Genomic DNA, 19887 nt, shown 5'->3' on the forward strand with positions numbered 1-19887 from the left:
ACGCAGGGAGAGCGCAGATGTCACATATCAACTACAACCATCTGTATTACTTCTGGCATGTCTGCCGTGAGGGGTCGATTGTCGGTGCGGCGGAGGCGCTATTCCTCACGCCGCAAACCATCACCGGGCAAATCAAGGCGCTGGAAGATCGTCTGCAAGGCAAACTGTTTCGCCGCCAGGGACGCGGGCTGGTCCCAACCGAGCTGGGGCAGCTGGTGTTTCGCTATGCCGATCGCATGTTTATGCTGAGCCAGGAAATGCTCGATATCGTCAACTACCGCAAAGAGTCCCATCTGCTGTTTGATGTCGGCATTGCCGATGCGCTGTCCAAGCAACTCGTCAGCAAGGTGCTGGAGGCGGCGGTCGTGGCCGATGAGAAGATACATCTGCGCTGCTTTGAATCGACGCATGAGCTGCTGCTGGAGCAACTGAGCCAGCATAAGCTGGATATGATTGTTTCCGACTGCCCGATTGATTCGACGCAGCAGGAGGGGTTGTTCTCGGTCAAATTGGGTGAGTGTCCGGTCAGCTTCTGGTGTAGCGCGCCCTGGCCGGAACAGGCTTTCCCGGCCTGCCTGGAACAGCGGCGTTTGCTGATTCCAGGTCGTCGTTCCATGCTGGGACGTAAGCTGCTGAACTGGATCCACAGCCAGGGACTACAGGTTGAGATTCTTGGCGAGTTTGATGATGCGGCATTAATGAAGGCGTTTGGTGCGCAGCATAACGCGATTTTTGTCGCCCCTACGCTCTACGGTGATGCCATTTATCGCGATGATACGATTCAGGAGATGGGGCGTCTGGACGCGGTGATGGAGGAGTATCATGTGATTTTTGCCGAGCGTATGATTCAGCATCCGGCGGTGCAGCGCATCTGTCATGGTGACTTCAGCACGTTGTTCAGTGGCAAATAACAGGCAGAAAAAAACCGGCTTAGCGCCGGTTCTTTCACAAAGCGATTAACAGACGGGCGATTAAGCCAGTTTGTTGATCTGTGCAGTCAGGTTTGACTTATGACGTGCAGCTTTGTTTTTGTGGATCAGACCTTTAGCAGCCTGACGGTCCACGATCGGTTGCATTTCGTTGAATGCGTTCTGCGCAGCAGCTTTGTCGCCTGTTGCGATAGCCGCGTATACTTTCTTGATGAAAGTACGCATCATAGAACGGTTGCTCGCGTTATGCTTGCGACGTTTCTCAGATGTTACGGCGCGTTTCTTAGCTGATTTGATATTAGCCAAGGTCCAACTCCCAAATGTGTTCTATATGGACAAATCAAAGGCCGAGGACTATGCCTTTTGTGCCTTCTTTTGTCAATGGATTTGTGCAAATAAGCGTCGTTTTACAAACGACACCCGGTTACGTAATTGATGGCGCAAGATTCTACCAGCATCACCTCGTTGAATACAGTATTTCGCAATAAAATTCTCAAGATCGCACCTAAGCCCCTGCCTGCACGCGGATTAAGCTGCAACAGAAGCAGGAAAGGCACGCATACGGGTTAACCTGAACGCTATTCAAGGGTATAATCCGCCGATTTCCACCGGTTTGAGTCAGCCATGAAGTTTATCCGCGGTATTTACAATCTCAATGAGCAGCATCGCGGCTGCGTCCTGACCATTGGTAATTTTGACGGTTTCCATCGTGGCCATCAGGCATTGATGGCAGAACTGATTGAAGAAGGCCGCAGGCGCCAGCTGCCGGTGATAGTGATGCTGTTCGAACCACAGCCGCTGGAGCTGTTTGCCGGTGATAAAGCGCCGGCACGCCTGACGCGTCTGCGTGAAAAGCTGAAGTATTTACAGCAGGCAGGTGTGGATGAGGTATTGTGTGTGCGCTTTGATCGCCGCTTCGCTGCCCATTCGGCACAAAGCTTTATCGCTGAACTGTTGGTGGAAAAGCTGAACGTCAAATTCCTCGCAGTCGGCGATGATTTCCGCTTTGGTGCTGGTCGCCAGGGCGATTTCCTGTTATTACAGAAAGCCGGTACGGAATATGGCTTTGATGTCATCAGCACCCAGACTTTTTGTGATGGTGTTGGTATACGCATCAGCAGTACCGCGGTGCGGCAGGCGTTGGCGCAGGATGATTTTGCTCAGGCGCAGGCATTGCTGGGCCATCCCTTCAGCATTTCAGGCCGCGTGGTGCACGGTGATGCACTGGGGCGCACCATTGGTTTTCCCACCGCGAATCTTCCTTTACGCCGCACGGTAACGCCGGTGAAAGGCGTATTTGCGGTTGAAGTGCTGGGTCTGGGTGACGAACCTATCCCTGGCGTTGCCAACATTGGTACGCGCCCGACGGTAAAAGGTCTGCGTCAGCAGCTTGAAGTTCACCTGCTCGACACAAATATGAATCTTTATGGGCGTCACATTGAAGTGGTGCTGAGGCATAAGATTCGCAGCGAACAGCGTTTCGCCTCGCTGGACGCCCTGAAAGAACAAATAGCGAAAGATGTGGTGACGGCCCGACATTTTTTTGGGCTATACCCTAAATAATTCGAGTTGCAGGAAGGCGGCAAGAGAATGAATCCCCAGGAGCTTACATCAGTAAGTGACTGGGGTGAGAGAGCGCAGTCAACGCACCTGTAACTTGAAGTATGACGGGTATAAAACACCGGTTTAATGACCGAAATATGGAACCGAGAATCTGATGAGTGACTATAAATCTACCCTGAATTTGCCGGAAACGGGGTTCCCGATGCGTGGCGATCTGGCTAAACGCGAACCGGGAATGCTGCAACGTTGGTATGATGACAACCTGTACGGCATCATCCGCGAAGCCAAAAAAGGGAAAAAAACCTTTATTCTGCATGATGGCCCTCCCTACGCGAACGGCAGCATTCATATTGGTCACTCCGTTAACAAGATTCTGAAAGACATTATCGTTAAGTCGAAAGGCATGGCGGGCTTTGATTCGCCTTATGTACCGGGCTGGGACTGCCACGGTCTGCCGATCGAACACAAAGTTGAGCAGATGATTGGTAAGCCGGGCGAGAAAGTCAGCGCGGCGGAATTCCGTGAAGCCTGCCGTAAATACGCGGCGGAGCAGGTGGAAGGACAGAAAAAAGACTTTATCCGTCTTGGTGTGCTGGGTGACTGGGATCATCCGTACCTGACCATGAACTTCCAGACTGAAGCCAACATCATCCGTGCGCTGGGCAAAATCATCGGCAATGGTCACCTGCATAAAGGCGCGAAGCCGGTGCATTGGTGTCTGGATTGCCGTTCGGCGCTGGCTGAAGCAGAAGTCGAATACTACGACAAAACATCTCCCTCTATCGACGTGATGTTCAACGCACTGGATGCTGATGCGGTACGCGCCAAATTTGGCGTCACTGCGTCTGAAGGCCCGGTTTCTCTGGTTATCTGGACCACCACCCCGTGGACCATGCCAGCCAACCGCGGTATCTCTCTGCATCCGGAATTTGAATACCAGCTGGTGCAAATCGAAGGCCGTAGCCTGATCCTCGCCAAAGACCTGGTAGAAAGCGTGATGAAGCGCGCCGGTATCAGCGAGTGGCGCGTGCTGGGTGAGTGCAAAGGCGCGGCGCTGGAGCTGCAACTGTTCCAGCATCCTTTCCTGGAAAACATCCAGTCGAAAGTGGTGCTGGGCGAACACGTCACCCTTGAAGCCGGTACCGGTGCGGTGCATACCGCTCCGGGTCACGGTCCTGATGACTACGTGATTGGTCAGAAATACGGTCTGGAAACTGCTAACCCGGTTGGACCGGATGGCGCGTATCTGCCGGGCACCTACCCGACGCTGGACGGCGTTAACGTATTTAAAGCCAACGATATGATCGTTGAGCTGCTGAAGGAAAAAGGCGCGCTGTTGCATGTGGAAAAACTGCTGCACAGTTATCCGCACTGCTGGCGTCATAAAACGCCGATCATCTTCCGTGCAACGCCGCAGTGGTTTATCAGCATGGATCAGAAAGGTCTGCGTGCGCAGTCGCTGAAAGAGATCAAAGGCGTGCAGTGGATCCCGGACTGGGGCCAGGCGCGTATCGAAGCGATGGTGGCCAACCGTCCAGACTGGTGTATCTCCCGTCAGCGCACCTGGGGTGTGCCGATGGCGTTGTTCGTCCATAACGAGACCGAGCAGCTGCACCCGGATACGCTGGAGCTGATGGAGAAAGTGGCTCAGCGTGTGGAACAGGATGGTATTCAGGCGTGGTGGGATCTCGATCCGCGCGATCTGATGGGCGACGACGCTGACAACTACACCAAGGTGCCGGATACGCTGGATGTGTGGTTCGATTCCGGATCAACCAGCTATGCCGTGGTTGACGCTCGCCCGGAATTTGAAGGCCATAGCCCGGATATGTATCTGGAAGGCTCGGATCAGCATCGCGGCTGGTTTATGTCTTCACTGATGATTTCGACCGCGATGAAAGGCAAAGCGCCGTATCGCCAGGTACTGACGCACGGTTTTACCGTGGATGGTCAGGGCCGCAAAATGTCGAAATCCATCGGCAATACCGTCGCACCGCAGGATGTGATGGACAAGCTGGGCGCAGACATTTTGCGTCTGTGGGTGGCTTCAACCGACTATTCCGGTGAGATGGCGGTCTCCGATGAGATCCTGAAACGTTCAGCGGATGCCTATCGTCGTATCCGTAACACCGCACGTTTCCTGCTGGCTAACCTGAGCGGCTTCAATCCGGCGACTGATAAAGTCAGCTCGGAAGAGATGGTGGTACTGGATCGCTGGGCCGTAGGCCGTGCACAGGCTGCGCAGGCGGATATCGTGGAGTCCTACGCTAACTACGATTTCCATGAAGTTATCCAGCGTCTGATGCAGTTCTGCTCGATTGAGATGGGGTCGTTCTACCTCGACATCATCAAAGACCGTCAGTACACCGCGAAGGGCGACAGCCTGGCGCGTCGTAGCTGCCAGACCGCGCTGTGGCACATCGTGGAAGCGCTGGTACGCTGGATGGCACCGATCATGTCGTTCACCGCGGATGAAATCTGGGGTTACCTGCCGGGCGATCGTGCGCAATACGTGTTTACCGAAGAGTGGTACGACGGCCTGTTTGGTCTGGCGGCAGACGAAGCGCTGAATGATGCTTACTGGGCTGAACTGCTGAAAGTACGCGGTGAAGTGAACAAGGTGATTGAACAGGCGCGTGGCGATAAACGTATCGGTGGCTCGCTGGAAGCAACGGTGACGTTGTACGCGGATGCTGAACTGGCGACCAAACTGCAGGCGCTGGGCAATGAGCTGCGCTTTGTACTGCTGACCTCCGGTGCCACCGTGGCGGATTACGTTACGGCGAGCGACGAAGCACAGCAGAGCGAATTGCTGAAAGGTCTGAAAATCGCGTTGCATAAAGCAGAAGGCGAGAAATGTCCACGCTGCTGGCATTACACTACCGACGTTGGTCAGAACCCGGAGCATGCGGCGGTCTGCGGACGTTGTTATACCAACGTGGCCGGTAACGGCGAAGAGCGTAAGTTTGCCTGATGAGTAAAGCTATTTTCTCAACCGGATTGCGCTGGCTGTGGCTGGTGCTGGTGGTGATTGTTGTCGATTTCGCCAGTAAGCAGTGGGTCATGAATAACATGATGCTGCACGAAACGCGGTCGCTGATGCCGTTCCTGAACCTGTTCTACGCGCACAACTATGGCGCGGCGTTCAGCTTCCTGGCGGACAAAGGCGGCTGGCAGCGCTGGTTCTTTGCGGGTATAGCGATTGCCATTGTGGTCGCGTTACTGGTGATGATGTATCGCAATCCTGCCCGCAACAAGTTAACCAACATTGCTTATGCGCTGATCATCGGCGGGGCATTAGGTAACCTGTTTGATCGTGCTTACCACGGGTTCGTGGTCGATTTTATCGACTTCTATATCGGTGACTGGCACTTCGCGACCTTCAACATCGCCGACTGCGGGATCTGCATCGGCGCGGCGCTGGTGGTGCTGGAGGGCTTCTTTAGCCCGAAAGGCAAACAGGTGAAAGATTAAGGGTAAATGATGACAGACACTGTACAGCGCGATAGCGCCCTGCTGGTGCATTTTACGCTGAAGCTGGAAGATGGCTCGACAGCGGAATCAACGCGCGCCAACGGCAAACCCGCGCTGTTTCGTCTGGGCGATGGTAGCCTGTCGGCAGCGCTGGAGCAGGAACTGCTGGGGCGTAAAGTCGGCGACAAGCACGGCTTTACCCTGGCGCCGGAGGATGCCTTCGGTGGCATCAGCCCGGACCTGATCCAATACTTCTCCCGTCGTGATTTTATCGATGCGGGAGAGCCGGAAGTCGGTGCCATTATGCTGTTCAGCGGCATGGGTGGCAGCGAGATGCCGGGGGTGATCCGTGAAATCTCGGGTGATTCGATCACCGTGGATTTCAACCATCCGCTGGCGGGGCAGCGCATTCAGTTTGAGATTGAAGTGCTGGAGATCGATCCGGTACTGGAGGCCAGCGATGCAAATCCTGTTAGCTAACCCACGCGGTTTCTGTGCAGGCGTGGATCGCGCCATTAGTATCGTGGAGCGCGCGCTGGAAATGTACGGCGCGCCTATCTATGTTCGCCATGAAGTGGTGCATAACCGCTATGTGGTGAGCAGCCTGCGCGAGCGCGGTGCTATCTTTATCGAAGAAATCAGTGAAGTGCCGGATGATGCCATTCTCATCTTCTCTGCCCATGGCGTGTCGCAAGCGGTTCGTGCCGAAGCGAAGGCGCGTAACCTGACCATGCTGTTTGATGCCACCTGTCCGCTGGTGACCAAAGTGCATATGGAAGTGGCGCGCGCCAGCCGTAAAGGCGTTGAAGCCATCCTGATTGGCCATGCGGGGCATCCGGAAGTGGAAGGCACCATGGGGCAGTACAACAACCCCAACGGTGGCATGTATCTGGTGGAATCACCGGAAGACGTGTTCAAGCTGCATGTCAAAGATGAAAGCAACCTGTGCTTTATGACCCAGACCACACTGTCGGTGGATGATACCTCCGACGTGATTGACGCGCTGCGTCAGCGCTTCCCGGCGATCATCGGTCCGCGTAAGGATGATATCTGCTACGCCACCACGAATCGCCAGGAAGCGGTGCGTGTGCTGGCGCGTGACGCTGAAGTGGTGCTGGTGGTCGGTTCGAAAAACTCTTCCAACTCCAACCGTCTGGCCGAACTGGCGCAGCGTGCCGGTAAACTGGCAAAGCTGATCGATTCTGCCGACGATATTCAGGAGGAGTGGGTAAAAGGCGTAACCACCATTGGTGTGACGGCGGGTGCCTCTGCGCCGGATATTCTGGTGCAGCAGGTGATTCAGCGTTTGCGCGAATTCGGCGGCGAAGCGGCGATCGAGCTGATTGGCCGTGAAGAAAACATCGTGTTTGAAGTGCCAAAAGAGTTGCGCGTAGAAGTTCGCAACGTCCAGTAATCCCTTCCCGGTAACGGCGCGATGTATCGCGCCGTTACACCATTCCGCGCAGACCTATTTCCACCTGGTGAGATTGCTTTTACTGATAATCTGACGCGGCTGGCATAAAATTCTTATTATCCCTTTTTTATTGTGGCGTGACTGTTATCTCACCGTTAACCTGTTTGCGCTTTGCATGCATAGTTTTGTATCAGGAATGAATAAATATGAGTGAAATCCGCATTGCTATTGTTGGTGCGCCGGGTCGTATGGGACGCAATTTGATTCAGGCTGCGCAGCAGGCGGAAGGCGTAGTATTAGGTGCCGCGCTGGCACGCAGCGGTTCATCGCTGATCGGCAGCGACGCCGGTGAACTGGCGGGCATCGGTAAAACCGGGGTGTTGGTCACCGACGATTTACAGCAGGTCGTAGACGATTTTGACGTGCTGATCGACTTCACCCGCCCGGAAGGCACGCTGGAGTACCTGGCTTTCTGCCGTCAGCATCAGAAAGCGATGGTGATTGGCACCACCGGTTTTGATGAAGCCGGTAAAGCAGCGATTCGCGCGGCAGCAGAAGAGATTGGCATCGTGTTCGCCGCAAACTTCAGTGTGGGTGTAAACCTGGTGCTGGAGCTGCTGAAACAAGCGGCGAAAGTGATGGGCGATTACGCTGATATTGAAATCGTTGAAGCGCATCACCGTCACAAAGTTGATGCACCATCAGGGACGGCGCTGGCAATGGGTGAAGCGATTGCTGAAGCGATGGACTGGAAACTGGACGAGCACGCGGTCTATGCGCGTGAAGGCCATACCGGTGAGCGCAAAGCGCAGACCATCGGTTTTGCTACCGTCCGTGCAGGCGATATCGTCGGCGAGCATACCGCGATGTTTGCAGATATTGGCGAACGCGTAGAGATTACCCACAAGGCTTCCAGCCGCATGACCTTTGCAAATGGAGCCGTTAAAGCTGCTTTCTGGCTTAAAGATAAGAAATCTGGCCTTTATGATATGCGTGATGTGCTGGATTTATCGATGTTGTGAGTGTTGTGAACCATCGTGATGTGGTTATTTCAATCGGTAAGACATTGATTGAATAGGGCAATATTATTATTGCCCTTTATTTTGTCTTTAAAATGACGATTATGCATCTGTTTTAGTTTGAAGTGTGTTTTTTACTGTGTTTGTGATCGTTTTACATCCTGTAAATCATCATTTTTGACCATTTGGTCAAAAATTTTCTCCCGCTAGCATCGTTTTAAGATTATTTCCGCCTCGCAACCGTTTATTTTTCCCAGTTGTCTCGCTCTTTTGTCGCTTATTGTGGATTTTAACATTCAGTTGCCCGAAAAAAGCAAAAAAATACCGTCTCAGGGTAGACAAGGTGCAGGTCGATCATTAGAATGCGCGCAATTTGCCAAAAATCGACCAGTCAGGCGGTTTTTGCATTGATTCAGGACAGTATTTTGAATTAATATGCAAATATTGTGACTGTTTATTCCCTGGAGGATGTTTTGATTAAGTCAGCGCTCTTGGTTCTGGAAGACGGAACCCAATTCCACGGTCGGGCCATCGGGGCAACGGGATCGGCAGTGGGGGAGGTCGTTTTCAACACGTCAATGACCGGTTATCAAGAAATCCTCACTGATCCCTCCTATTCCCGCCAGATCGTCACCCTCACTTATCCCCATATCGGCAATGTTGGCGCTAACGCCGCCGACGAAGAATCCAGCCAAATTCATGCTCAGGGCCTCGTTATTCGCGATCTGCCGCTGATTACCAGCAACTTCCGTAGTGAAGAAAGCCTGTCAGCCTATTTGCAGCGCAACAACATCGTCGCCATTGCCGATATCGATACCCGTAAGCTGACGCGTCTGCTGCGTGAAAAAGGGGCACAGAACGGCTGCATCATCGCCGGTGACAATCCGGATGCCGCGCTGGCGTTACAGAAAGCGCAGGCGTTCCCAGGTCTGAAAGGTATGGACCTGGCAAAAGAAGTGACGACGGCTGAAACCTATGCCTGGCAGCAGGGGAGCTGGACGCTGCAGGGCGACCTGCCGGAGCAAAAATCCGCAGAAGAATTACCGTTCCACGTTGTCGCCTATGATTTTGGCGCCAAGCGCAACATTCTGCGTATGCTGGTGGATCGCGGCTGCCGCCTGACGGTGGTTCCGGCGCAAACTTCGGCGGAAGAGGTACTGAAGCTGAATCCGGACGGCATTTTCCTCTCCAATGGCCCGGGTGACCCGGAGCCGTGTGACTACGCTATCAACGCGATTCAGGCTTTCCTGAATACCGACATTCCGGTATTCGGCATCTGTCTCGGCCATCAGCTGCTGGCGCTGGCGAGCGGTGCAAAGACCATCAAAATGAAGCTGGGCCATCATGGTGGTAACCATCCGGTCAAAGATCTCGACAACAATACCGTGATGATCACCGCACAGAACCACGGTTTCGCCGTTGATGAAAGCAACTTACCGGCAAATCTGCGTGTGACCCATGTGTCACTGTTCGACCAGACCGTGCAGGGCATTCACCGTACCGATAAACCGGCCTTTAGCTTCCAGGGACACCCGGAAGCCAGCCCAGGCCCGCACGATGCAGCACCGCTGTTCGATCACTTTATCGAACTGATCGAAGCCTACCGTTCTAACGCGAAGTAATCAGGAGCTAACGATGCCAAAACGTACAGACATAAAATCCATCCTGATCCTTGGCGCAGGTCCGATCGTTATCGGCCAGGCATGTGAATTTGACTACTCCGGTGCGCAGGCGTGTAAAGCGCTGCGTGAAGAGGGCTACCGCGTCATTCTGGTGAACTCTAACCCGGCAACCATTATGACCGACCCGGAAATGGCCGATGCGACCTATATCGAGCCGATTCACTGGGAAGTGGTACGCAAAATCATTGAAAAAGAGCGCCCGGATGCGGTGCTGCCGACCATGGGTGGCCAGACTGCGCTGAACTGTGCGCTGGAGCTGGAACGCCAGGGCGTGCTGGCAGAGTTCGGTGTGACCATGATTGGTGCCACCGCCGACGCCATTGATAAAGCCGAAGACCGCCGTCGTTTTGACGTGGCGATGAAAAGCATCGGTCTGGATACCGCGCGTTCGGGTATCGCGCACACCATGGAAGAAGCACTGGCCGTGGCCGAAGACGTTGGCTTCCCGTGCATTATCCGTCCTTCTTTCACCATGGGCGGCACCGGTGGCGGTATTGCGTATAACCGTGAAGAATTTGAAGAGATTTGCGAACGCGGTCTGGATCTGTCGCCGACCAATGAGCTGCTGATTGACGAGTCGCTGATTGGCTGGAAAGAGTACGAGATGGAAGTGGTGCGTGATAAAAACGACAACTGCATCATCGTCTGCTCCATCGAAAACTTCGATGCGATGGGGATCCACACCGGTGACTCCATCACCGTGGCCCCGGCCCAGACCCTGACCGACAAAGAGTATCAAATCATGCGTAACGCCTCACTGGCGGTACTGCGTGAAATCGGCGTTGAAACGGGCGGTTCCAACGTGCAGTTCTCGGTTAACCCGAAAGATGGTCGCCTGATCGTCATCGAAATGAACCCGCGCGTGTCACGTTCTTCGGCGCTGGCCTCCAAAGCGACCGGCTTCCCGATTGCTAAAGTGGCAGCGAAACTGGCGGTGGGCTTCACCCTCGACGAACTGATGAACGACATCACCGGTGGTCGTACCCCGGCCTCGTTTGAGCCGTCCATCGACTACGTTGTCACCAAGATTCCTCGTTTCAACTTCGAGAAGTTCGCTGGTGCCAACGATCGCCTGACTACCCAGATGAAATCTGTTGGTGAAGTGATGGCGATTGGCCGTACTTTCCAGGAATCGATGCAGAAAGCGCTGCGCGGTCTGGAAGTGGGTGCCAACGGTTTCGATCCGAAAGTGAACCTGGACGATGCCGAAGCACTGACCCGTATCCGCCGCGAACTGAAGGATGCCGGTTCCGACCGTATCTGGTACATCGCCGATGCGTTCCGTGCGGGCATGTCCGTTGATGGCGTCTTCAACCTGACCAATATCGACCGCTGGTTCCTGGTGCAGATTGAAGAACTGGTGCGCCTGGAAGAACAGGTGGCGCGTGAAGGTGTGCAGGCGCTGGACTTTGCCTTCCTGCGCACGCTGAAGCGTAAAGGTTTTGCCGATGCGCGTCTGGCGGCACTGGCTGGCGTCGCCGAAGGTGAAATCCGCAAACTGCGTCAGCAGTTCAACCTGCACCCGGTTTATAAGCGTGTCGATACCTGTGCGGCAGAATTCGCCACTGACACTGCTTATATGTACTCGACTTATGAAGAAGAGTGCGAAGCCAATCCGAACCAGGATCGCGACAAAATCATGGTGCTGGGCGGCGGTCCGAACCGTATCGGTCAGGGCATTGAGTTTGACTACTGCTGTGTCCATGCGGCGCTGGCGCTGCGTGAAGATGGTTTTGAGACCATCATGGTTAACTGTAACCCGGAAACCGTCTCAACTGACTACGACACCTCTGACCGTCTCTACTTCGAACCGGTAACGCTGGAAGACGTGCTGGAAATTGTGCGTATCGAGCAGCCTAAAGGCGTGATCGTGCAGTACGGTGGTCAGACTCCGCTGAAACTGGCGCGCGCGCTGGAAGCGGCAGGTGTGCCGGTTATCGGCACCAGCCCGGATGCGATTGACCGTGCGGAAGACCGTGAGCGTTTCCAGCAGGCAGTTGAGCGTCTGAACCTGAAACAACCGGCCAACGCCACCGTCAGCACGCTGGAGCAGGCGGTAGAGAAAGCGGTCGGCATCGGCTATCCACTGGTGGTTCGCCCATCCTACGTACTGGGTGGCCGCGCGATGGAAATTGTTTACGACGAAATCGACCTGAAGCGCTACTTCCAGACGGCGGTATCGGTTTCTAACGATGCGCCAGTACTGCTGGACCGTTTCCTCGATGACGCGGTTGAAGTGGATGTGGATGCGATTTGCGATGGTGAGCGCGTACTGATTGGCGGCATCATGGAACACATTGAGCAGGCGGGGGTGCACTCCGGTGACTCAGCCTGTTCACTGCCGGCTTACACCCTGAATGCGGATATCCAGAACGTAATGCGTCAGCAGGTGGAAAAACTGGCGTTCGAACTGAACGTGCGTGGTCTGATGAACGTGCAGTTCGCGGTGAAGGACAACGAGGTTTACCTGATTGAAGTGAACCCGCGTGCGGCACGTACCGTACCGTTCGTCTCTAAAGCGACCGGTGTCCCGCTGGCGAAAGTGGCAGCGCGTGTGATGGCCGGCAAAACGCTGGCTGAGCAGGGCGTCACCAAAGAGGTGATTCCGCCGTACTACTCTGTGAAAGAAGTGGTGCTGCCGTTCAACAAATTCCAGGGCGTTGACCCAATCCTCGGCCCGGAAATGCGTTCTACCGGTGAGGTGATGGGTGTTGGTCGTACCTTTGCTGAAGCCTTCGCTAAAGCGATGCTGGGTGCGCAGAGCAACATGAAGAAATCAGGCCGTGCGCTGCTGTCAGTACGTGAAGGCGATAAGAAGCGTATCGTTGACCTCGCTGCGAAACTGCTGAAGTTTGGTTTCGAGCTGGATGCGACGCATGGTACGGCAGTGGTGCTGGGTGAAGCCGGGATTAACCCGCGCCTGGTGAACAAGGTGCACGAGGGCCGTCCGCATATTCAGGATCGCCTGAAGAACGGTGAGTACACCTATATCGTTAACACCACCGCAGGTCGTCAGGCGATTGAAGATTCCAAGCTGATTCGCCGCAGTGCGCTGCAGTACAAAGTTCACTACGACACCACCCTGAACGGCGGTTTTGCTACAGCGATGGCGCTGAACGCAGATCCAACCGAGAAGGTGATTTCCGTGCAAGAGATGCATGCACAAATTAACGGTTAATTTCTGTTAAGATGTTACAAAAAACGGCCCCACACGGGGCCGTTTTTTTTCGCTATTGTTAATCTGTGCATAACATTAGTTTATGACAATATTATGATTTTAAAAATTTTTAGCGGCTGATGCGGTTTTTATTGCCCACACACTTATTAGCACAAATTTATAAATAGAAAGCGAGGCCGCTGGCCTTAGTATCTTTACCGCTCATCCGTTAGAGCGTAACCAGGACACCTATAAAAAATGAAAATGCGTGCTTTCACACTCACCGCCATTGCTGCGCTGGTCGCAGCGGCGCCACTCGCCAGTCAGGCTGAGGTCACTCTGCTCAAGGCTGACCCGCAGGCTAACGATCCGCTGAGCCGCCTGACCTTCCAGGTCGGCGGTAGTATTCGTCCGCAGTTCCAGCATCAAGCCGGCGTAAGCGACCAATCTTACAAGCGTAATGGCTATGACGGCGGTTCCCGTTTCCGTTTCACCGCCAATTACTACCTGTTTGATGATGTAAGTTGGGTAGGTTACTACGAGCTGGGCGTTAACTTCCCGGCGTGGTGGGGCTGGGATAATCACTATGCTGACGGTGCGAACAACACCACTCGCCGTCAACTGTATACCGGCTTCAAGAGTGCCACCTGGGGTCAGCTGACTTTCGGTCAGCAGAACAGCGTCTACTATGATGTGGTCGGTGTGAAAACCGATATCTGGGACTACGATATGCTGGCCCAGGCACCGGGTAATGGTGTCAATGGTGACTACGACGGCTCCTACCGTGCGCGTAAACAGCTGAAATACAAAAACACCTTTGGCAAGGTTGATGTTTATGCATCATACCTGTTCAGTGACGATGATCTGTTGCGTGGCAACTATCTGCGTTACAAACGTAAAGGCGGCGGCTCGCTGGGTGCGGATTACCACATCACCAAAGACCTGACCTGGGGTACTGCGTGGAATTACACGCGTGCTGAAATGCGTAACACTTCAACGGGTGATGACAAAAATTACAACCAGAACATCTACGGTACGGCGCTGAGCTGGACACCGGACAACTGGACGCTGTCTGCTGGCGTTGGTTACTATCAGAACTTCCTGACCACACATAAATCAACGGTTCATAACTACTTCGCCGGTGATGCATGGGGCGTGGAATACTTTGCGGGTTATAAATTCCCGATTGGTCAGTATGCGGTCAAATCCATTCAGCCGTACTTTATGGGTGACCGTCTGCAATACGTTAATGACCGTGACTACCAGCGTATCGACAATGGTGTTGGTGTCTCGTTCCAGCTCGACTACGGCTTCCGTGTTGACTACGAATACGTGCTTACTTCCAGCACTGACAAATCACTGGGTAACATGAATCTGGTGCGTCTGCGCTACGATTTCTAACCCTGTCTCAACGGCTCCCGCGGGGGCCGTTTTCAATTGTCGCACGCAGTGCGCATTTCTTTACACGCCTGTACACGCCAGATCCTCTTTTCACCCTGCCTTGTGCCGTTTCACCACCCATTTATGGCGCCTCTTTCGGAAAATGGTGAGAAAAGCGGTGTAAAACTCTGTCCAATAACAAAAATGCGGTGGCAAAGGAGCTTTACGTAAATAGCGACTTCACCCTATCGACGAAAGTTTCGCCTTTACGTATGATGGCGCCAATTTTTTTCCTGTAGGTCTTTTAACATGATTAGTCTGATCGCGGCACTGGCAGCGGATCGCATCATCGGTATGGAAAATGCCATGCCCTGGAACCTGGCGGCTGATTTGGCCTGGTTCAAACGTAACACCCTGAATAAGCCCGTGATTATGGGGCGTCTGACTTTTGAATCTATTGGCCGTCCGTTACCGGGACGTCTGAATATTGTGGTCAGCAGCCAGCCGGGCACCCATGATGGCGTGACCTGGGTGACGTCACTGGAAGATGCGGTCAATGCCGCGGGTGATGCTGAAGAGGTGATGGTGATTGGTGGTGGGCGTATTTATGAGCAGATGCTGCCGCGCGCCGATCGTCTCTATCTCACCCACATTGACGCTGAAGTGGAAGGTGACACGCAATTCCCGGACTACGAACCGGATGAATGGCAGTCAACCTTCAGTGAATTCCATGATGCCGACGCCCAGAACTCACACAGTTACTGCTTCGAAATTCTGGAACGCCGCCGTTAATTAACGGCAGACCGGTTTATCGCGCGGATTACAAGACGCGCGATAAATCGCGCCGCTACGGATGCGGATGGGTTGCGCTCTGCGCCATCGCCTGTTCGCGGTTGGAATGCTGGACGTAATATTGCTGCGTTTCCCAGTGCAACAACGTTAGCGTGCCACCCCAGCAGCAGCCGGTATCAAGACCGATAATCCCTTCCGGTGTACCTTTGCCTTCCAGCGATGCCCAGTGACCAAACACCACGGTGTAATCCTGTGCTACCGGACTTGGGATCTTAAACCAGGGTTTGAGCGGGGGTGGGGCGGATTCCGGCGTATCTTTGCAGATCATATCCAGCTGACCATTCGGGAAGCAGAAACGCATACGCGTCAGCGCGTTGGTGCTGAAACGCAGGCGTGACAGCCCACTCAGTTCTGGCGTCCAGTTATTCGGCATATCGCCATACATGGCGTCGAGGAACAGCGGATAACTGTCGCTGGAGAGCACCGCTTCAACTTCGCGCGCGCACATTTTTGCTGTCGCCAGATCCCACTGCGGCGTGATACCCGCATGTGCCATCACCAGCTTTTTCTCTTCATCCACCTGCAACAATGGCTGGCGACGCAGCCAGTTGATCAACTCATCGGCATCATCAGCTTCCAGCAGGGGAGTCAGGCGATCTTTTGGTTTATTGCGGCTGATACCGGCGAACACCGCCAGCAGATGCAGGTCGTGGTTGCCCAGCACCAGCCGCACGCAATCCCCCAGCGATTTCACATAGCGCAGTACGTCGAGAGAGCCGGGGCCGCGTGCCACCAGGTCACCGGTCAGCCACAGGGTATCCTGTTGCGGATCGAAATCAACCTGTGCCAAAAGGGCACGAAGCTCGTCGTAACAGCCGTGAATATCGCCAATCAGGTATGTACTCATTACGTCAGTCCGGTTAAAACGCGCCGCCCGGATGGACCGGGCGGAGAAGGATTAGTGGATGTGGGTTTGTACCGCAAGCCGGAATACCGGGATCTCGACAAAGAACTCTTCACCTTCCTCGTCGATCATCACGTAGTGGCCTTGCATGGTGCCCATCGGCGTTTCAAGGATCGCGCCGCTGGTATATTGAAATTCGTTGCCCGGGGCGATATGAGGCTGCTCGCCAACCACACCTTCGCCCTGAACTTCGGTCTGACGGCCATTCCCGTTGGTGATCAACCAGTATCGGCCGCGCAGCTGGACGCTGTTGCGTCCCAGATTGCGGATGGTGATGGTGTAGGCAAACACGTAGCGCTCATCGTCAGGTGACGATTGCGACTCCACATACAGGCTTTGTACCTGGATACAGACGCGGGCCAATTCACTCATGCACTCAGTTCTCCGGGGTTGCTGCCTGATGATTGCCAAGCCAGTTAGCCAGTTGACAATACTGCGCCACCGAGACGTTTTCTGCACGCAGGGTCGCATCAATATTCAGTGCATCCAGCGCACCCGCAGTAAACAGGTGACTCAGGCTATTGCGCAGCGTTTTACGGCGCTGACCAAAGGCTTCAGTCGTGATGCGGCTGAGCAGACGCACATCGCTGACCGGATGTTGCGGCTGGGCATAGGGCACCAGGCGTACCACCGCGGAGTCCACTTTGGGCGGTGGTGTGAAAGATTGTGGCGGCACTTCCAGCACCGGAATCACCTGACAATAATACTGCGCCATCACGCTGAGTCGACCATAGGCTTTGCTGCCCGGTCCGGCCACCAGACGATTGACCACTTCTTTCTGCAGCATGAAGTGCATGTCTTTAATCGAACCAGTATAGCTGAAAAGGTGGAACATCAGCGGGGTGGAAATGTTGTACGGCAGGTTGCCAAAAACACGCAACGGCTGGCCTTTCTCCTGCGCCAGCGCAGAGAAATCAAAGGTCATCGCATCCTGCTGGAAGATGGTCAGTTTAGGACCGAGGAACGGATGCGTTTGCAAACGTGCGGCAAGGTCGCGGTCCAGTTCCACCACGGTCAGTGCATCCAGACGCTCGCCCACCGGCTCAGTCAATGCGCCAAGGCCAGGGCCTATCTCCACCAGGGCTTCACCTTTTTGCGGATGAATGGCGGAGACAATGCTGTCGATAATGTACTGATCGTTCAGGAAGTTTTGCCCGAAACGTTTACGGGCGTAATGCCCCTGATGGACGCGATTATTCATTACTGCTCTTGATCATAGTGATGGCGAGGTTAAGCGCCGTAATAAAGCTGCCCGGTTCCGCCTGGCCCAGTCCGGCCAGTTCCAGCGCGGTACCGTGGTCAACGGAGGTACGGATAAAGGGCAGGCCCAGCGTGATATTCACCGCACGGCCAAACCCCTGAAATTTTAGCACCGGCAAACCCTGATCGTGATACATCGCCAGTACCGCATCCGCATGTTGCAGATATTTGGGCTGGAACAGGGTGTCAGCGGGGAGCGGGCCGGTCAACTGGATGCCTTGCTGGCGTAATTCGTCCAGCGCCGGAATGATGGTATCGATCTCTTCGCGGCCCATATGGCCGCCTTCGCCCGCGTGCGGATTCAGGCCGCAGACGAAAATATGCGGATTCGGCAGACCGAATTTCTGCTGCATATCGCGATGCAAAATGGTGATCACTTCATGCAGGCTGTCACGGGTGATGGCTGCCGAGACATCTTTGAGCGGCAGATGCGTGGTTGCCAGCGCCACCCGCAGTTCTTCGGTCGCCAGCATCATTACGACACGGTCACCGCCAGCGCGATCGGCAAAAAACTCGGTATGCCCGGTAAAGGGGATACCGGCATCGTTGATCACACCTTTGTGCACCGGACCGGTAATCAGGGCGGCAAATTCGCCATTCAGACAACCGTCACAGGCGCGCGCAAGGGTTTCCAGCACGTAGTGGCTGTTGGCGACCGTCAACTCACCGGGGGTGACAGGCTGGGCGGGATCGACCTGTAACAGCGTCAGCGAACCGGCCTGCTGCGGCTGGGGCGCGACACCGGGCTGGTAATCGCGCAGCGTCAGCGGTAAACCCAGCTGTGCCGCGCGGCGACGCAACAGCTCGCCGTCGGCACACACCACCAGTTCAACTGGCCAGTCACGCTGGGCCAGTTGCACGGTTAAATCAGGACCAATCCCGGCAGGCTCGCCGGGAGTGATCACCACACGATAATTACTGACCATTGTTATCCAGAATCTTCACGTAAGCACTGGCGCGCTGTTCCTGCATCCAGGTTTGCGCTTCTTCCGCGAATTTACGGTTAAACAGCAGACGATAGGCACGTTCTTTCTGCGCGGCGTCGGTTTTATCAACCTGACGAGTATCCAGCAGCTGAATCAGGTGCCAGCCAAACGACGAGTGGATCGGCTGGCTGGTCTGGCCTTTCTGCAGACGCATTAACGCATCGCGGAATGCCGGATCAAACGCTTCCGGAGAGGTCCAGCCCAGATCGCCACCCTGGTTCGCTGAACCTGGGTCGTCCGAATACTGTTTGGCCGCCGCAGCGAAAGTGATCTTACCGCTGCGAATGTCAGCGGCGATCTCTTCCAGCTTAGCGCGTGCCTGGTCGTCAGTCAGGATCGGTGACGGTTTCAGCAGGATATGACGTGCGTGCACTTCGGTGACAGAGATGTTTTTGCTCTCTCCGCGCAGATCGTTCACTTTCAGGATATGGAAGCCAACGCCTGAGCGGATGGGGCCGACCACATCACCTTTCTTGGCGGTTGCCAGTGCCTGAGAGAACAGGGTCGGCAGCTCTTCAATTTTGGCCCAACCCATATTGCCGCCTTTCAGCGCCTGCGGATCAGCAGAATAGGTCACCGCCAGCTTGCCGAAGTCAGCGCCTTTTTTCAGTTCACCCACCAGCTGATGAGCCAGAGCTTCCTGATCATCAACCTGTTTCTGCGTCGGGTTTTCCGGCAGCGGCAGCAGGATCTGGCTTACGTTCAACTCAGTACCCTGGGTGTTCTGTGAACCCACCTGCTTCGCCAGCGTATCCACTTCCTGCGGCAGAATGGTGACGCGACGACGGACTTCATTGTTACGTACTTCAGAGATCATCATCTCTTTACGGATCTGCGCACGGTACTCGTTGTAGTTAATACCGTCGTAGGCGATGCGGCTGCGCAGTTGATCAAGGGTCATATGGTTCTGCGCGGCGATATTCTGGATCGCTTCATCCAGCTGCTGATCGCTGATCTGCAGGCCCGCTTTTTCACCCATTTGCAGAATGATGCTATCCATGATCTGGCGTTCAAGGATCTGATGACGCAGGGTGTTGTCATCCGGCAGCTGCTGATGGGCCTGCTGTGCCTGTGCTTTCACTGTGCGCAGCATGCTATCAACATCACTCTCCAGCACCACACCGTTATTCACAACGGCGGCAACTTTGTCTACCATTTGCGGGGCTGCGAACGCGGTGTTAGCGGCAATCGCCACACCAAGAATCAGCATTCTCCAGTTCTTCATACTTTATCCATTGTTGTTTCCGCACTGCGGGATAGCCTGTCA

At 54.6% G+C, this 19887-nt stretch carries 17 protein-coding genes; 11 read left to right on the forward strand and 6 right to left on the reverse strand.

Going from position 1 to position 19887, the window contains the following annotated elements; translation table 11 throughout:
- Positions 1-17 precede the first annotated feature (17 nt).
- Complete coding sequence (nhaR, locus tag AC6I8X_RS03490; RefSeq protein ID WP_084872563.1) at positions 18-911, forward strand: transcriptional activator NhaR; 894 nt, start codon at positions 18-20, stop codon at positions 909-911.
- Positions 912-971: 60 nt separating this feature from the next.
- On the opposite strand, the gene rpsT is transcribed toward nhaR, so the two are convergent.
- Positions 972-1235 (reverse strand): 30S ribosomal protein S20, encoded by a 264-nt coding sequence (gene rpsT / locus AC6I8X_RS03495; protein ID WP_208713961.1) that lies wholly within the window; start codon positions 1233-1235, stop codon positions 972-974.
- A gap of 318 nt (positions 1236-1553) precedes the next feature.
- Between rpsT and ribF the strand changes: the two genes are divergently transcribed.
- The 10 genes from ribF (at position 1554) to folA (ending at position 15410) form a co-directional block, all read left to right on the forward strand.
- Complete coding sequence (gene ribF, locus AC6I8X_RS03500; protein ID WP_313689827.1) at positions 1554-2492, forward strand: bifunctional riboflavin kinase/FAD synthetase; 939 nt, start codon at positions 1554-1556, stop codon at positions 2490-2492.
- Positions 2493-2646: 154 nt separating this feature from the next.
- Positions 2647-5466: an isoleucine--tRNA ligase gene (gene ileS / locus AC6I8X_RS03505; protein ID WP_497840574.1), complete on the forward strand. Its 2820-nt coding sequence runs from the start codon at positions 2647-2649 to the stop codon at positions 5464-5466.
- Positions 5466-5966 (forward strand): signal peptidase II, encoded by a 501-nt coding sequence (gene lspA, locus AC6I8X_RS03510; protein ID WP_299457510.1) that lies wholly within the window; start codon positions 5466-5468, stop codon positions 5964-5966. The genes ileS and lspA overlap by 1 nt, the downstream gene beginning before the upstream one ends.
- A 9-nt stretch (positions 5967-5975) precedes the next feature.
- Complete coding sequence (gene fkpB, locus AC6I8X_RS03515; RefSeq protein ID WP_084872576.1) at positions 5976-6446, forward strand: FKBP-type peptidyl-prolyl cis-trans isomerase; 471 nt, start codon at positions 5976-5978, stop codon at positions 6444-6446.
- Positions 6427-7380, forward strand: coding sequence for a 4-hydroxy-3-methylbut-2-enyl diphosphate reductase (gene ispH / locus AC6I8X_RS03520; RefSeq protein ID WP_313687436.1), 954 nt, complete (start codon positions 6427-6429; stop codon positions 7378-7380). The genes fkpB and ispH overlap by 20 nt, the downstream gene beginning before the upstream one ends.
- A gap of 206 nt (positions 7381-7586) precedes the next feature.
- Positions 7587-8402 carry a 4-hydroxy-tetrahydrodipicolinate reductase gene (gene dapB, locus AC6I8X_RS03525; protein WP_313687438.1) on the forward strand — a complete coding sequence of 272 codons (816 nt, stop codon included), beginning with the start codon at positions 7587-7589 and terminating at the stop codon, positions 8400-8402.
- Between the two features lie 470 nt (positions 8403-8872).
- Complete coding sequence (gene carA, locus AC6I8X_RS03530) at positions 8873-10021, forward strand: glutamine-hydrolyzing carbamoyl-phosphate synthase small subunit (protein WP_299457506.1); 1149 nt, start codon at positions 8873-8875, stop codon at positions 10019-10021.
- A 13-nt stretch (positions 10022-10034) separates the two neighbouring features.
- Positions 10035-13259: a carbamoyl-phosphate synthase large subunit gene (gene carB, locus AC6I8X_RS03535; RefSeq protein ID WP_313687441.1), complete on the forward strand. Its 3225-nt coding sequence runs from the start codon at positions 10035-10037 to the stop codon at positions 13257-13259.
- Positions 13260-13496: 237 nt separating this feature from the next.
- Positions 13497-14639 (forward strand): porin, encoded by a 1143-nt coding sequence (locus tag AC6I8X_RS03540; protein WP_313687443.1) that lies wholly within the window; start codon positions 13497-13499, stop codon positions 14637-14639.
- Between the two features lie 288 nt (positions 14640-14927).
- Entirely contained in the window at positions 14928-15410 is a 483-nt protein-coding gene (gene folA / locus AC6I8X_RS03545) for a type 3 dihydrofolate reductase (protein ID WP_299457502.1), read from the forward strand.
- 55 nt (positions 15411-15465) lie between these two features.
- Here the strand turns inward: folA and apaH are convergent, their stop codons facing one another.
- Genes apaH through surA form a run of 5 tightly spaced genes read right to left on the reverse strand, consistent with a single transcriptional unit; the run spans position 15466 to position 19845 of the window.
- A complete protein-coding gene (gene apaH / locus AC6I8X_RS03550) occupies positions 15466-16317 on the reverse strand; it encodes a bis(5'-nucleosyl)-tetraphosphatase (symmetrical) ApaH (RefSeq protein WP_299457501.1) in 852 nt (283 codons plus the stop codon).
- 51 nt (positions 16318-16368) lie between these two features.
- Positions 16369-16746 carry a Co2+/Mg2+ efflux facilitator ApaG/CorD gene (gene apaG, locus AC6I8X_RS03555; RefSeq protein ID WP_313687446.1) on the reverse strand — a complete coding sequence of 126 codons (378 nt, stop codon included), beginning with the start codon at positions 16744-16746 and terminating at the stop codon, positions 16369-16371.
- Positions 16747-16750: 4 nt separating this feature from the next.
- Positions 16751-17575: a 16S rRNA (adenine(1518)-N(6)/adenine(1519)-N(6))-dimethyltransferase RsmA gene (gene rsmA / locus AC6I8X_RS03560; protein ID WP_313687448.1), complete on the reverse strand. Its 825-nt coding sequence runs from the start codon at positions 17573-17575 to the stop codon at positions 16751-16753.
- Complete coding sequence (gene pdxA, locus AC6I8X_RS03565; protein WP_497840575.1) at positions 17568-18560, reverse strand: 4-hydroxythreonine-4-phosphate dehydrogenase PdxA; 993 nt, start codon at positions 18558-18560, stop codon at positions 17568-17570. Before pdxA ends, rsmA begins: the two co-directional genes overlap by 8 nt.
- A complete protein-coding gene (gene surA / locus AC6I8X_RS03570) occupies positions 18550-19845 on the reverse strand; it encodes a peptidylprolyl isomerase SurA (RefSeq protein ID WP_497840576.1) in 1296 nt (431 codons plus the stop codon). The genes pdxA and surA overlap by 11 nt, the downstream gene beginning before the upstream one ends.
- Positions 19846-19887 lie beyond the last annotated feature (42 nt).

Source organism: Pantoea sp. X-Soil-TKNS-1280, assembly GCF_059730475.1.

Excerpts from the sequence above, each read along its gene's own strand:
- fkpB (WP_084872576.1), top strand. The coding sequence starts at position 5,976 with ATGACAGACACTGTACAGCGCGATAGCGCCCTGCTGGTGCATTTTACG.
- surA (WP_497840576.1), bottom strand. The coding sequence starts at position 19,845 with ATGAAGAACTGGAGAATGCTGATTCTTGGTGTGGCGATTGCCGCTAAC.
- rsmA (WP_313687448.1), bottom strand. The coding sequence starts at position 17,575 with ATGAATAATCGCGTCCATCAGGGGCATTACGCCCGTAAACGTTTCGGG.
- AC6I8X_RS03540 (WP_313687443.1), top strand. The coding sequence starts at position 13,497 with ATGAAAATGCGTGCTTTCACACTCACCGCCATTGCTGCGCTGGTCGCA.
- apaH (WP_299457501.1), bottom strand. The coding sequence starts at position 16,317 with ATGAGTACATACCTGATTGGCGATATTCACGGCTGTTACGACGAGCTT.
- apaG (WP_313687446.1), bottom strand. The coding sequence starts at position 16,746 with ATGAGTGAATTGGCCCGCGTCTGTATCCAGGTACAAAGCCTGTATGTG.
- dapB (WP_313687438.1), top strand. The coding sequence starts at position 7,587 with ATGAGTGAAATCCGCATTGCTATTGTTGGTGCGCCGGGTCGTATGGGA.
- nhaR (WP_084872563.1), top strand. The coding sequence starts at position 18 with ATGTCACATATCAACTACAACCATCTGTATTACTTCTGGCATGTCTGC.
- carB (WP_313687441.1), top strand. The coding sequence starts at position 10,035 with ATGCCAAAACGTACAGACATAAAATCCATCCTGATCCTTGGCGCAGGT.
- ispH (WP_313687436.1), top strand. The coding sequence starts at position 6,427 with ATGCAAATCCTGTTAGCTAACCCACGCGGTTTCTGTGCAGGCGTGGAT.
- pdxA (WP_497840575.1), bottom strand. The coding sequence starts at position 18,560 with ATGGTCAGTAATTATCGTGTGGTGATCACTCCCGGCGAGCCTGCCGGG.
- ileS (WP_497840574.1), top strand. The coding sequence starts at position 2,647 with ATGAGTGACTATAAATCTACCCTGAATTTGCCGGAAACGGGGTTCCCG.
- ribF (WP_313689827.1), top strand. The coding sequence starts at position 1,554 with ATGAAGTTTATCCGCGGTATTTACAATCTCAATGAGCAGCATCGCGGC.
- lspA (WP_299457510.1), top strand. The coding sequence starts at position 5,466 with ATGAGTAAAGCTATTTTCTCAACCGGATTGCGCTGGCTGTGGCTGGTG.
- folA (WP_299457502.1), top strand. The coding sequence starts at position 14,928 with ATGATTAGTCTGATCGCGGCACTGGCAGCGGATCGCATCATCGGTATG.